The organism is Billgrantia hypersalina, from assembly GCF_052584175.1.
On the sequence record NZ_JBMIQI010000001.1, the window covers coordinates 1 to 12437 of the forward strand.

Genomic DNA, 12437 nt, shown 5'->3' on the forward strand with positions numbered 1-12437 from the left:
CTGAGCCCCGTACAATACAGGACTCAGGCCTTGGGCACCGGCTGAATGAACCGTCCAACTATTGGGGGTCAGTTCACCTCGGGCCGCCCGTTTCTTTTCATCAACCGTGTCGACCAGGGCCGCCTGCCACTTCGGCAAGATGGGTTTCGATCAGCGCACGCGAGATGGAATAAGGGGGAGGCAGCTGGGGTAACCGTCCCGGCAGGAACCAGGCGGCATCGGCAATTTCAATGCCATCGATGCGAATACGGCGGCTTGCGGCTTCTGCAAAAAAGCCCAGCATCAAGGCATGAGGGAAAGGCCAGGCCTGGCTGCGGTAATAGCGTATCCTTCCCACACTGACGCCCACCTCCTCGAATATCTCACGATGCACCGCCTCTTCTGCCGATTCACCGGGCTCGATGAAACCGGCGAGGGTCGAGTAGCGCCCCGGTGGGAAGCGGGGGCTGCGCGCCAGCAACATGGCGTCTCCGTGGGTGACCAAGGTAATGATGCATGGCGAGATACGTGGGTAGTTGCGGTGGCCGCACTGCGCGCACTGCATGGCGAACTCGGCATCGAGGCGTGCGGCCTGCGCCCCGCAACGACCGCAGAATCGATGGTCGCGGATCCAGGCTGCAACTTGCAGTGCGGTGGATACCAACGGAAACCAGGACTCGGGCAAATGGGAAAGCCAACGCCGCCCATCCGGCCAGCTCTCCTCCGTGTGAGCCTCGACCGATAGCGCGATCGGCTCGTCGTGCCAGTAGGCTAGCGGTTGGACACTTTCCGGCCAGGGCTGTTCGGCTTGCAGCGGGCTGCCATCCGGGCCGGGTGCGATGCGCCCGTCGGCCACACGGATCACCCTGCCGTAGGCAATGCCCAACGGCAACTCACGACGCAGCATCGCTGGTCTCGTGCGGTTGATCCAGCAAGGTATCCCAGTGGCAGCTGCCCGCTGCCTGGCGAATCTGCTCGAGCTTGGCCCGATGCGCCTCGAGCTCGGCGTCGCCGGGTCGCAATATGCGCAAGCTACCGGGGGTCAGCGACAGGCGCCTGATTGAAAGGCCGCTGGACATGGCTTCACTATCGCGACTCTCATCCGCATCAAGTGTCAGGGCCGTCTGGCCCCCGGTCATGGCCAGATAGACTTCGGCCAGGATTTCGGCGTCGAGCAAGGCGCCATGGAGCACCCGGTGGCCGTTGTCGATCTCGTAGCGCTTGCACAGCGCGTCCAGGTTGTTGCGCTGGCCAGGATGACGCTCACGTGCCAGCTGCAACGTATCGAGAATACGGCAGTGTTCGGCCACTGGCCCCAGCCGGGGTTCGCCGCGCGTCGCCAGTAGCAGCTTGAACTCGTGGTCGATAAAGCCTACGTCGAAGGCGGCGTTGTGTATTACCAGTTCCGCACCGCGTACGAATTCCCAGAAGGCATCAGCGACCGCGGCGAAGACAGGCTTGTCCGCAAGGAACTCGTTGGTGATGCCATGCACGCCGATGGCTTCGGCCTCAACCTGGCGCTCGGGATTGATGTATTGGTGATAGGTACGCCCCGTGAAGCGCCGATTGACGAGTTCGATGGCACCGATCTCGATCAAACGGTGGCCTTCACGGGGGTCGATGCCGGTGGTCTCGGTATCGAGAACGATCTGTCGCATTGTCTAAGACTCAGGTTGGATGGCTTGCGACTTGCCGCGGGTCCAATGGGCATCGATGGCCGCGTTCGCCAGGGCATCGGCACGCTCATTGCCAGGGTGGCCGTTATGACCCTTGACCCAATGCCAGTGGATACGGTGCCGTCGTGTTTCCTCCAGCAGTTCGCGCCACAGCTCGGCGTTCTTGACTGGCTGGCGGCTGGACGTCATCCAGTTGCGCTTCATCCAGCCGTGTATCCACTCGGTGATGCCCAGGCGCAGATACTCGGAGTCGGTCCAGAGGTTGACCTCGCAGCGGCGCTTGAGAGCGCGCAGCGCCATGATGGCCGCCATCAGCTCCATGCGGTTGTTGGTGGTGGTCGCCTCGAAGCCGTTCAGGGTCTTGTCGTGCGTGCCGCTCTCGAGCACTGCCCCCCATCCTCCCGGTCCTGGATTGCCACGGCAGGCGCCGTCGGTATAGATAGTAACGCTGGGAAGTGGCTGGCCGTGGTCGCTGTCACTCAACTTCGGTTGTCCTTCTGCTCGGTTCAGGAACGGTATTGCCGACACGTGTCGCGTGGCCCAGTGCCCCGCCGCCCAGCGTGCCTTGCAATTGCAGTCTTGGGCGCTGTCTCTGGGCGAGGCGCGTGCGGCGACGGGCACGAATGATGTAGCTGTCGCCCAGCGGCACGTTATGGCGTCGGCCCAGGGTTTCCAGCATCGCATTGTTGGGCAGGCTGCCGGGCAGGTGGAAGCCGCAATAGTCTACCCGCTCGATGCGAAAGTCGACAAACGCCAGCCAGTCGCCCAACTTGGAGGGAGTTCTCCAGTTGCCACGCCACGGGAAATGGTTGCGCCGCGTGGGCGACAGACGCGCCAGGCCGGCAATGCCCAGCGGCATCCAGCCGAGCACGATGAGGCAGCCGTCGTCGGCGGTCACCCTTGCCGCCTCCTGCAGCAGCCGATGCGGTTCGTCGATCAGCTCCAGCAGATGATGCACGATGACCAGATGGAGGCACTCGTCCGGGAGCGCAAGCGCATCGAGCGGACATACCAGCGTGGAGGCGGTGTCGGTCAGCTCGGCAGTCGGTGCCCAACGGAGGTTGTGGCGAATGGGTGACATGTCGGTCAGCGAAGGACCCATGCCGAGTTCCAGGCTGTGTCCGCCGTGCAGGTTCTCGCATACCGGCCCCAGGCACGCCCGCTCGGCGCGCCAGTGGGCCTGCCCGTTCTCGCTGGACCAGTAGCGATGCCCCTCGCGATACATGCGAGCCAGAGCAAGCGCCTCTTGCGAGTTTGACATTACTGGCCATTACCTCCATGATCAGCGGTTTTGCATACATGTTAAGGCATATTAGCCTACGCGTGGCCGCCAAGCGCGGTGGCCCGCGGTAAGCCATGTCCGGGCATCACGATACGGGCCGGCTCCCCGCGAGGCACTTTTCGGTTGACGACGCAACAAGGACGGATCGCCTATGCTGAGCGTGACACCGATTCCCGCTTTTAGCGACAACTATATCTGGCTTCTGCGCCAGGATACGAGTCCGGAGGTCTGCGTCGTGGATCCCGGCGATGCAGGACCGGTTATCCGGGTTCTCGAGCAGGAAGGGCTTTCCCTCGGCACCATTCTCGTCACCCATCATCATCCCGATCATACGGGCGGCCTGCCGGAACTCGTCGAGCGCTATTCACCGGACGTCATCGGCCCCGCCAATCCTGACATCTTTGGCCTGACGGAGCATGTCGGCGAAGGCGATACCTGCCGCGTCATGGGGCGTCGCTTCGACGTCTTCGAAGTGCCCGGTCATACCTTGGATCACATCGCTTTCTTCACCGCCGGGATACCGCCCTTGCTGTTCTGTGGCGACACGCTCTTCTCAGCAGGCTGCGGCCGCTTGTTCGAAGGCAGCCCAGAGCAAATGCACCGTTCCTTATCGAAGCTCAGTACCCTACCGGACGAAACCCTGGTATTTGCCGGACATGAATACACCCTGGCCAATCTTCGATTTGCCCAGGCGGCCGACCCCCATAACCGGGACATCGCCAAGGCCATCGACGAAGCCGAGCGGGCTCGCGCCCTCGACCGTCCCACCCTGCCAAGCTATCTCGCCCGTGAAAAACGCATCAACCCGTTTCTGCGCTGCGGCGAATCCGAGGTGCGGACAGCAGCTTCGACCCATGGCAATACCGATACCGACCAGGCGACATTTGCCACCCTGCGCGCCTGGAAAGACAGTTTCTGAGAATCGACGCATCCCATGGGCCGCATGGCAGCCTGGCGCCCAGCAGGAGAACGTATGACCTATCGAACGACGCGACAGTGGCCATTGAACCTTGCAGGGGGCATTGCCTTGATCGGTGCCCTGACGGCTATCAGCCCCACGCTATCGGCGAGCCCGCACCCGGGCGCGACCCCGGCCCAGCCCGTCCACCATTTCTGGGACGACCTCAGTCTCGAGGCGATACCTGGGGATGCCTGGGAACGGCTGCGTGAGAACCTGACATGGCAGGATCGCCGCCACGATGCCCGCGTGCAGCATTGGATCGATTACTACCGCAGCAATCCCGAGAACGTGGTCGAGATCATCGAGCGGGCGCGCCCTTGGATGGCCTGGATTACCGAACAGGTCGAACGGCGCGGATTGCCCGGCGAGATCAGCCTGATCCCCTTCGTCGAAAGTTCGTACGACCCCCTGGCTCGCAGCCACCGAGGCGCCGCCGGCCTGTGGCAGTTCATGCCCGGCACCGCCGATGCCCTTGGGCTGCATCGGCGTAACGGCTATGACGGTCGACTCGACGTGGTCGCTTCGACCGAAGCTGCACTGGACTACATTGAGCTGCAGGCCGAGCAGTGGTACGACGGTGATATCGAACTCTCCGTCGCGGCCTATAATGCCGGCGCGGGAACGGTCAACCGAGCCCGCCATGCTGCCTTGTCACTTGGCGAAACCGGCGATTACTGGCAGCTACAGCTGCCCAACGAAACGATGCAATATCTGCCCAAGCTGAACGCCATCGCTGCCATCATCGACGACCCCGACAGCTACGGCATTGCCCTGCCAGAAATCGACGATACCCCGGCGTTCGCCAAGGTACCGGTCAACCAGCACATCAGCCTGTCGCAATTGGCAAGCGCCGCCGGCGTGGAACCTTCGGAACTCATTGCGCTTAACCCCGGGCTGACCAGCGGCAGCGCAAGTCCCGCCACGGTCGACGTGGTATTGGTCCCCACCGCGCAGGAAGAGGCGGTCCTGGCCGAGCTGAGCACTCCGGCAACGACGCCTGCCGCAAATGCCGACCAGTATCTCGTTCAGCGTGGCGACAGCCTTTCGGCCATTGCGGCACGTCACGGCATCAGCGTGGGCGAGCTTCGCCAGCACAACGGCCTGAGTGGCGACGTCATCCAGGTCGGCCAAAGCCTGGCGATCCCGCGGCGCAGCCTGGCGGCTCGTTGACGGCCGGCCCCGTCATGCCGAGGTTTACATGCGACGGGCGGCCTGACACCTTATGGCGGTAAGCCCGGCTGCCGGGCTGTTCCCTAGCAAGGATGTCATTGATGCGGTTCGTCTTGCACTCCACTCTGATCTGTTGCCTCTCGTTGGGCTGGTGGGCCTCCTCTTTCGCTGACGAGGAAGAAAGGGTTCCCACCGTGCATGGCCTGGCGCTCTACGACGCGCCGGCACTGCCCGAGGATTTCAGTCATTTTCCCTACGTCGACCCCGACGCCCCCAAGGGGGGCAGCATGACCCAGGCGGCCGTGGGCAGCAGTTTCGATTCGACCAATCCCTTTATCATTCGCGGCACGCCGGCCATTGGCATCAGCCAGATCTACGACACCCTGCTCACCGAGAACTATGACGAGCCGTTCAGCGTCTACGGGCTCCTTGCCGAAGGGCTACGCCTGGACCCGGATCGTCACTGGATAGAATTCGACCTGCGCCCCGAGGCGCGCTTTCACGATGGCGAGCCGGTAACGGCCGATGACGTGGTATTCAGCTTCAACCTGCTCATCGAGCAAGGCAATCCGTTCTACCGGGGCTACTACTCCGAGGTAGAGAACGTCGAAGCGCTGGATCGTCACACCGTACGCTTCGAGTTCGCCAGCAATGAATCACGCGAACTGCCCTTGATCGTCGGCCAGTTGCCGATACTGCCCAAGCACTACTGGGAAGAGCGCGATTTTAGCGCGCCGACGCTGGCTCGCCATCCCGGCTCGGGGCCATACCGCATTGCTAACGTAGAGCCCGGCCGAAGCATCGTCTATCAGCGCGACGAGGCGTACTGGGGGCGCGACCTGCCGGTCAATGTCGGTCGGCACAACATCGATCGCCTGGTCTACGACTATTACCGCGATCGAGACATCGCCTGGGAGGCGTTCAAGGCCGGGGTAATGGACTATCGGACCGATGCGCGGGCGTCTACCTGGGCCATCGGTTACGATTTCCCGGCCTACCGCGAGGGGCTGGTCAAGCGAATCACCGTGCCCGACGGCAACCCCGCCCGCATGCAGGCTTTCGTCTTCAATCTACGGCTCGACAAGTTTCAGGATCGGCGCGTTCGCGAGGCACTCAACCTGACGTTCGATTTCCCCTGGCTCAATGCCAACCTCTTTTACGACTCCTACCAGCGCACCGAAAGCTATTTCCAGAACTCGGAGATGGCGGCGAAGGGATTGCCGAGCGAAGCGGAGCTGGAGCTGCTCGAGCCCTACCGTGACGAGCTGCCCGAGCGCGTGTTCGACAGCCCTGTTCCCGTCGACCACCCTGACGACCTGCGTGAACGCCTGCGGCTTGCCTACGACCTTCTGCGCGAGGCCGGCTACGAAGTGCGTGACGGCACCCTGGTTCACACGGAAACCGGACGTCCCCTCACGGTAGAAGTGATGCTCTTCGATAGCGGCCTGGAGCGTGTCGTGCAGCCGATGCTGCGCAACATGTCACGCCTCGGGATTCAGGGACGGCTGCGGATCGTCGACATCAACCAGTACCTGAACCGCCTGCGCGGCTTCGATTTCGAGATCATCACCGGCCAGTTCCCGCAATCGAACAATCCCGGCAATGAGCAGCGCGAGTACTGGACCAGCGAGTTCGCCCAGGTTCCCCAGAGCCGCAACCTGATGGGGCTGGAGAGCCCTGTGGTCGACGACCTGGTGGAGCGCCTGATCCGGGCGGATAGCCGTGAGGAGCTCAACACCGTGACCCGTGCGCTGGACCGGGTGCTGCTGTGGAACTTCATCACAATCCCTCACTACCATTCAGGGGAAACGCGTATCGCTGTGTGGGACAAGTTCGGCTACCCCGAACCCTTCCCCGAGTATGGGTTCGACCTCTCGGCCTGGTGGGTCGATGTCGAACGCGAGGTTGAGCTGAATCGCCGCCTGCGACGCCGATAGTCGTTGCCATTCGTGTCACCTAGCCTGCACAAGGACGATCCATCGTGAGCCGTTACATCCTGCGTCGCCTGTTGCTGATGATCCCGACACTGATCGGCATCATGTTGCTCAACTTCATCATCGTGCAGGCGGCTCCGGGTGGGCCGATCGACCAGATGCTGGCCCGCTTCGAAGGCGTCAATGCCATGTCCAGCACGCGACTCGATGCGGGTGGCGGCGACGTGGTGGTGCAGGACGAGTCACGTGGCGCCCGCGGCATCGACCCGCGCTTCATCGAGCAGCTCGAGCAGCAGTTCGGCTTCGACAAGCCCGCCCATGTGCGCTTCCTGGACATGATGCGCGATTACGTCACCTTCGATTTCGGCAATAGCTTCTTTCGCGACCGCCCCGTCATCGAACTGATGATCGAACGGCTGCCGGTATCGGTTTCGCTTGGGCTTTGGACCACGCTGCTGGTCTATCTGATCTCGATACCGCTGGGTATTCGCAAGGCGCTTCACCACGGTTCGCGCTTCGATGTCTGGACCTCCGGCCTGGTGATCGTCGGCTACGCCATTCCCGGTTTCTTGTTCGCCATCCTCCTCATCGTGCTGTTCGCCGGCGGCAGCTACTGGGATCTGTTTCCCCTGCGCGGGCTGACCTCGCCCGACTTCGAGGAGCTGAGCGCCTGGGGCAAGGTCAAGGATTATTTCTGGCACATCACCCTGCCGGTGACCGCCATGACCATCGGCAGTTTCGCCACGCTGACCATGCTGACCAAGAACAGCTTCCTCGACGAGATCCACAAGCAGTACGTGCTGACGGCGCGAGCCAAGGGGGCGAGCGACAGCCGTACGCTCTATGGTCATGTTTTCCGCAATGCCATGCTGATCATCATTGCCGGGCTGCCTGGGGCACTGGTCACCATCTTCTTCACCGGCTCGCTGTTGATCGAGGTGATCTTCTCGCTGGAGGGGCTGGGGCTGCTCGGCTTCGAAGCCGTCATGCAGCGCGACTACCCGGTCATCTTCGGCACGCTGTTCCTTTACACCCTGATCGGGCTGATCCTAAAGCTGGTCTCCGACCTTACCTATGTGTGGGTGGACCCGCGCATCGACTTCGAGACACGGGAGTCCTAGCCGATGGCACGTGTATTCGCTTCCAAGCTCTCCCCCATCGCGCAACGGCGCATCGACGTCTTTCGCAGCAACCGCCGCGCCCGGATCTCGCTATGGATTTTCCTTGTCCTGTTCGTGGTGAGCCTCGGCGCCGAACTGATCGCCAACGACAAGCCCATCGTGATGCGCTACGACGGGCAATGGTACGCGCCGTTGCTGGTGGATTACCCCGAGACGGAGTTCGGTGGCTTCCTGCCGACGCGCACGGATTATCACGATCCTTTCATCCAGGAGCAGATCGAGGCGCACGGCTGGGCGCTCTGGCCGTTGATACCGTACTCCTACCAGACCCTCGACATGCAGATGATGCGTCCTTCGCCCTCGCCTCCCGATTCGCAGCATTGGCTGGGTACCGACGACCAGGGCCGCGACGTGCTCGCTCGCGTCATATACGGCTTCCGCCTGTCGGTCTTCTTTGCCCTGGTACTGACCGGCGGCTCGCTGGTCATGGGCGTGATCATCGGCGGCATCCAGGGATACTTCGGCGGCAAGACCGATCTGATCGGGCAGCGTCTCACCGAAATCTGGTCGGGACTTCCCGTGCTGTTCCTGCTGATCATCCTGGCCAGCCTCGTCCAGCCCGGCTTCTGGTGGCTGCTGGGGATCATGCTATTGTTCTCCTGGCTCGGGCTGGTCGACGTGGTGCGTGCCGAGTTCCTGCGTGCACGCAACCTCGAATACGTGCGTGCGGCCAAGGCCATGGGACTGCCGTCGCGGTTGATCATGTGGCGTCACGTCCTGCCCAACGCGATGGTGGCCACCCTGACCTTCATACCCTTCCTGTTCACCGGCGCTATCACCACCCTGACGGCACTCGACTTCCTCGGCTTCGGTTTGCCGCCGGGATCGCCCTCGCTGGGAGAACTGGTGGCGCAGGGGAAGAACAACCTGCATGCCCCCTGGCTCGGCATCACCGCCTTCATCAGCCTGTCGCTGATGCTTTCGCTGCTGGTCTTCATCGGCGAAGGGTTGCGTGACGCCTTCGACCCTCGCCATATCCAGCACGCCCCGAGCGCGACCCCGTTGACCAGGACACAGCCTAATGCCTGACATTCGATCCCAACCCCTGCTGCGCCTCGACAGGCTGTCAATTGCCTTTGATGGCAAGACGGTACTCAACGAGTTATCGCTGGAAGTCAGGCGAGGTGAAACGCTGGCCCTGGTCGGGGAGTCCGGTTCGGGCAAGTCGGTCTCGGCTCTCGGTGCCATGAATCTCCTGCCGGACAATGCTCAGGTGACCGGGGGGCGCTGGCTGGGCGACACCGACCTCGGCTCCCTCGGCAAGCGCGACTGGCAAGCCCTGCGCGGCGGTCGTGTCGGTTTCGTCTTCCAGGAACCGATGACCTCGCTCAACCCCTTGCACACCGTGGCCAAGCAGATCGGTGAAACACTGCGCCTGCATCAGGGGCTGTCAGGACGCGAGGCACGACAGCGCACCCGAGCCCTCCTCGAACAGGTCAAGCTGCCGCGGCCCGATGAGCTGCTCGATGCCTGGCCCCACCAGCTCTCCGGTGGCCAACGCCAGCGGGTGATGATCGCCATGGCGATCGCCAACGACCCCGAACTGCTGATTGCCGACGAGCCTACTACGGCGCTAGACGTCACGGTGCAGCAAGATATCCTGGCCCTGCTCGCCGAGCTGCGGGATCGTCATGGCATGGGCATGCTTTTCATTACCCATGACCTCAACCTGGTGCGGCGCCATGCCGACCGCGTCTGCGTGCTTTACAACGGCCATGAACAGGAAACGGGCGCCGTCGACGATGTCTTCGCAGCTCCGCGCAGCGCGTATACCCGTACGCTGCTGGATGCCGAGCCGACCGGACGACCGGCTCCGGTCTTGGCTGACAAGCCGCTACTCGAGGCGCGTGGCGTTGCCGTTAGTTTCCAACGCCCCAAGCGCCTATTCGCCAAGCGCCCGCCTGCCTTCGAGGCGGTCAAGCCGATCGACCTGCATCTAGCGCCCGGCGAAACGCTGGGCATCGTCGGCGAATCGGGCTCCGGAAAGACCACCCTGGCCATGGCCCTCCTGCGTCTGGTGGAGTGTCGCGGTGAAATTGAACTGGACGGAGAGCGTCTCGACCGGCTGAAGGGCAATGCCCTGCGCAAGCGACGGCGTCGTATCCAGGTGGTGTTTCAAGATCCCTACGGCTCGTTATCGCCGCGAATGCCCGTTTTCGACATCATCAGCGAGGGCCTACGCTTTCACTATCCCGAGCTTCTCGAGGAAGAAGTGGCCGAGCGGGTTCGGGCGGCCATTCTGGAGGTCGGTTTACCTGCCGATTGTGCGGCGCGTTATCCGCATGAGTTCTCGGGGGGGCAGCGCCAGCGAATTGCGGTGGCTCGCGCCCTCATCCTGGAACCTGCGCTGGTGGTGCTCGACGAACCGACCTCGGCGCTCGATCGCACCGTTCAGAAACAGCTTGTCGAGCTGCTGCGTGATCTCCAGGCCCGTCGCGGCTTGAGCTTTCTCTTCATCAGCCACGATCTCGCCGTAGTACGTGCCATGGCACATCGCATCTTGGTGCTGAAGGATGGGGAACTGGTAGAACAGGGGGATTGCCTGCCCTTATTGACACACCCAACAAGCGATTACACGCGAGCGCTGGTGAAAGCTGCTGATTTGAAACCTTGAATCCGATGTCGCCAAAGTTCTCATCACAACAGAGAAAAACACGAAGATAACGGTATAAATTATCGGGACAGACTACTCTCCTAATGCGTCCTATGCCCGCCGCCATCAAATCAATCGAACGAGGCTACTTCCTTGGGGCTCAATTCCCGCCACTCTCCCAAGGCCAGAGAACCCAGCTCCAAAGCACCGACCGACTCGCGATGCAGCGCCGTGACGCGATTGCCAATGGCAGCGAACATCCGCCTGACCTGATGATAGCGTCCTTCATAGAGGGTGAGTTCGGCCTCGGCGCTATCGCGCATCACCAGTTCGGCCGGTAGCGTCGGCTTTTCTTCGCCTTCCAGCAGGATGCCTTCCGCAAAACGCCGGGAGGCTTCGGTCAACGTCTCGCCTACCAGCGGCTCGGCCAGCGTTGCCAGATAGCGCTTGGCGCAGCGCCTGCGTGGCGACGTGACACGATGAGACCACTGTCCGTCGTCGGTCAGCAGCACCAGACCGGTGGTATCGACATCAAGACGCCCCACTGTCTGCAGACGTTCGGCCTTGGGCAAATCAATCAGGTCGACGGCACGCGGATAAAGCCCCCGGCGCGCACTGCATTCCACCTCGGTGGGCTTGTTGAGCATCACGTAGCGCAGATCGACCAGCACCAGCGGTTCTCCACACCATTCGACGCGGTCGGTCGTATCGACATGGGTGGCGGGTTGTTTCACCACGGCTCCGTTGACGCTGACCTCGCCGCGGTGCAGCGCCTTCTTGGCCAGGCTACGTGTCAGCTCGGTGGTTTCCGACAAAAAGCGGTCGAGGCGCATCAGAACCCAACCCCGTCGGCGAGTGCAAAGTGGTCGGCGTCTCGCCAGGCCGGGAATTTCTCGCGGAAGGCCTGCAGGTCGTTCCGGGAAAGCGTACCGGTCCTGATGAAGGGGGTGTCTCGCGGTTCGTCGATGATCGCCTCGCCCTTGAAGTCCACCAGCATGGAATCGCCGGCGTACTGCATGCCGTTGGCATCCTCGCCGACGCGATTGACACCGATGACAGGACAAAGGTTCTCGATGGCCCGCGCCTGGAGAAGGATGCGCCACGGATGGCGGCGGGGTGCAGGCCAGTTGGCCACGCACAGCAGCGCATCGTACTCGAAGTGTTCACCAGGGCCGGGGCTCTGACGAAGCCAGACCGGAAAACGCAAGTCGTAGCAGACGCTGAGCAGAATGCGGAAACCCTTGAGCGTGACGATCACCCGGTCGTGCCCCATGGAGTAACGTTCATGCTCGCCGGCCATACGGAACAGGTGGCGCTTGTCGTAGCAAACCCGGCTACCGTCCGGGCGGGCCCAAACCAGGCGGTTGTAGTACTGGCCTTCCTCAACGACTGCCACACTGCCGGTGACCACGCAGTGTCGGCTGATGGCCTGCTCACTCAGCCACGCTACGGCGCGGTTCTGCTCCATGGGTTCGGCCATCTCGCGGGAATTCATGGTGAACCCGGTGGAGAACATCTCGGGAAGCACGATGAGATCGGTCTCCTCGCCGTTCAGCTCACCGAGCTGTTCCTCCAGCAGGCGACAGTTGGCCTCGGGGTCTTCCCAGCGCAAGTCGCACTGTACCAGAGTGGTACGCAGATCGTTCATGACGGTTCCCTTG

Annotated in this window: 12 protein-coding genes; 6 read left to right on the forward strand and 6 right to left on the reverse strand. The window is 62.5% G+C overall.

Going from position 1 to position 12437, the window contains the following annotated elements; genetic code table 11:
* Window positions 1–100: 100 nt before the first annotated feature.
* From nudC to ACOJCM_RS00020, 4 genes are read right to left on the reverse strand one after another with little or no spacing between them, the layout of a single operon-like run.
* Window positions 101–886, reverse strand: a complete 786-nt coding sequence (gene nudC / locus ACOJCM_RS00005) for an NAD(+) diphosphatase (protein WP_445210006.1) — start codon at window positions 884–886, stop codon at window positions 101–103.
* Complete coding sequence (dnaQ, locus tag ACOJCM_RS00010) at window positions 873–1637, reverse strand: DNA polymerase III subunit epsilon (RefSeq protein ID WP_445210007.1); 765 nt, start codon at window positions 1635–1637, stop codon at window positions 873–875. Before dnaQ ends, nudC begins: the two co-directional genes overlap by 14 nt.
* 3 nt (window positions 1638–1640) lie before the next feature.
* Entirely contained in the window at window positions 1641–2138 is a 498-nt protein-coding gene (gene rnhA / locus ACOJCM_RS00015) for a ribonuclease HI (protein ID WP_445210008.1), read from the reverse strand.
* Window positions 2131–2916 (reverse strand): class I SAM-dependent methyltransferase, encoded by a 786-nt coding sequence (locus ACOJCM_RS00020; RefSeq protein ID WP_445210009.1) that lies wholly within the window; start codon window positions 2914–2916, stop codon window positions 2131–2133. The genes rnhA and ACOJCM_RS00020 overlap by 8 nt, the downstream gene beginning before the upstream one ends.
* A gap of 172 nt (window positions 2917–3088) precedes the next feature.
* Here ACOJCM_RS00020 and gloB point away from each other — a divergent pair, with 172 nt between their 5' ends.
* The 6 genes from gloB to ACOJCM_RS00050 all read left to right on the forward strand — a co-directional run bounded on the left by gloB (window position 3089) and on the right by ACOJCM_RS00050 (window position 10797).
* Window positions 3089–3856, forward strand: coding sequence for a hydroxyacylglutathione hydrolase (gene gloB / locus ACOJCM_RS00025; protein WP_445210010.1), 768 nt, complete (start codon window positions 3089–3091; stop codon window positions 3854–3856).
* 54 nt (window positions 3857–3910) lie between these two features.
* A complete protein-coding gene (locus tag ACOJCM_RS00030; RefSeq protein WP_445210011.1) occupies window positions 3911–5068 on the forward strand; it encodes a transglycosylase SLT domain-containing protein in 1158 nt (385 codons plus the stop codon).
* A gap of 101 nt (window positions 5069–5169) precedes the next feature.
* Complete coding sequence (locus ACOJCM_RS00035) at window positions 5170–7005, forward strand: extracellular solute-binding protein (protein ID WP_445210012.1); 1836 nt, start codon at window positions 5170–5172, stop codon at window positions 7003–7005.
* Window positions 7006–7049: 44 nt separating this feature from the next.
* A complete protein-coding gene (locus tag ACOJCM_RS00040; RefSeq protein ID WP_445210013.1) occupies window positions 7050–8123 on the forward strand; it encodes a microcin C ABC transporter permease YejB in 1074 nt (357 codons plus the stop codon).
* A 3-nt stretch (window positions 8124–8126) separates the two neighbouring features.
* Window positions 8127–9212 carry an ABC transporter permease gene (locus ACOJCM_RS00045; protein ID WP_445210014.1) on the forward strand — a complete coding sequence of 362 codons (1086 nt, stop codon included), beginning with the start codon at window positions 8127–8129 and terminating at the stop codon, window positions 9210–9212.
* Window positions 9205–10797, forward strand: a complete 1593-nt coding sequence (locus ACOJCM_RS00050) for an ABC transporter ATP-binding protein (RefSeq protein WP_445210015.1) — start codon at window positions 9205–9207, stop codon at window positions 10795–10797. Before ACOJCM_RS00045 ends, ACOJCM_RS00050 begins: the two co-directional genes overlap by 8 nt.
* A gap of 110 nt (window positions 10798–10907) precedes the next feature.
* Here ACOJCM_RS00050 and ACOJCM_RS00055 read toward each other — a convergent pair whose 3' ends face one another.
* Together ACOJCM_RS00055 and ACOJCM_RS00060 are read right to left on the reverse strand one after the other, a co-directional pair.
* Entirely contained in the window at window positions 10908–11609 is a 702-nt protein-coding gene (locus ACOJCM_RS00055) for a pseudouridine synthase (RefSeq protein WP_445210016.1), read from the reverse strand.
* Entirely contained in the window at window positions 11609–12424 is an 816-nt protein-coding gene (locus tag ACOJCM_RS00060; RefSeq protein ID WP_445210017.1) for an amidohydrolase, read from the reverse strand. Before ACOJCM_RS00060 ends, ACOJCM_RS00055 begins: the two co-directional genes overlap by 1 nt.
* Between the last annotated feature and the right edge of the window lie 13 nt (window positions 12425–12437).

Coding starts and splice junctions, on each gene's coding strand:
- nudC (WP_445210006.1), bottom strand. CDS start 886: ATGCTGCGTCGTGAGTTGCCGTTGGGCATTGCCTACGGCAGGGTGATC.
- dnaQ (WP_445210007.1), bottom strand. CDS start 1,637: ATGCGACAGATCGTTCTCGATACCGAGACCACCGGCATCGACCCCCGT.
- ACOJCM_RS00020 (WP_445210009.1), bottom strand. CDS start 2,916: ATGTCAAACTCGCAAGAGGCGCTTGCTCTGGCTCGCATGTATCGCGAG.
- gloB (WP_445210010.1), top strand. CDS start 3,089: ATGCTGAGCGTGACACCGATTCCCGCTTTTAGCGACAACTATATCTGG.
- ACOJCM_RS00030 (WP_445210011.1), top strand. CDS start 3,911: ATGACCTATCGAACGACGCGACAGTGGCCATTGAACCTTGCAGGGGGC.
- ACOJCM_RS00035 (WP_445210012.1), top strand. CDS start 5,170: ATGCGGTTCGTCTTGCACTCCACTCTGATCTGTTGCCTCTCGTTGGGC.
- ACOJCM_RS00045 (WP_445210014.1), top strand. CDS start 8,127: ATGGCACGTGTATTCGCTTCCAAGCTCTCCCCCATCGCGCAACGGCGC.
- ACOJCM_RS00050 (WP_445210015.1), top strand. CDS start 9,205: ATGCCTGACATTCGATCCCAACCCCTGCTGCGCCTCGACAGGCTGTCA.
- ACOJCM_RS00055 (WP_445210016.1), bottom strand. CDS start 11,609: ATGCGCCTCGACCGCTTTTTGTCGGAAACCACCGAGCTGACACGTAGC.
- ACOJCM_RS00060 (WP_445210017.1), bottom strand. CDS start 12,424: ATGAACGATCTGCGTACCACTCTGGTACAGTGCGACTTGCGCTGGGAA.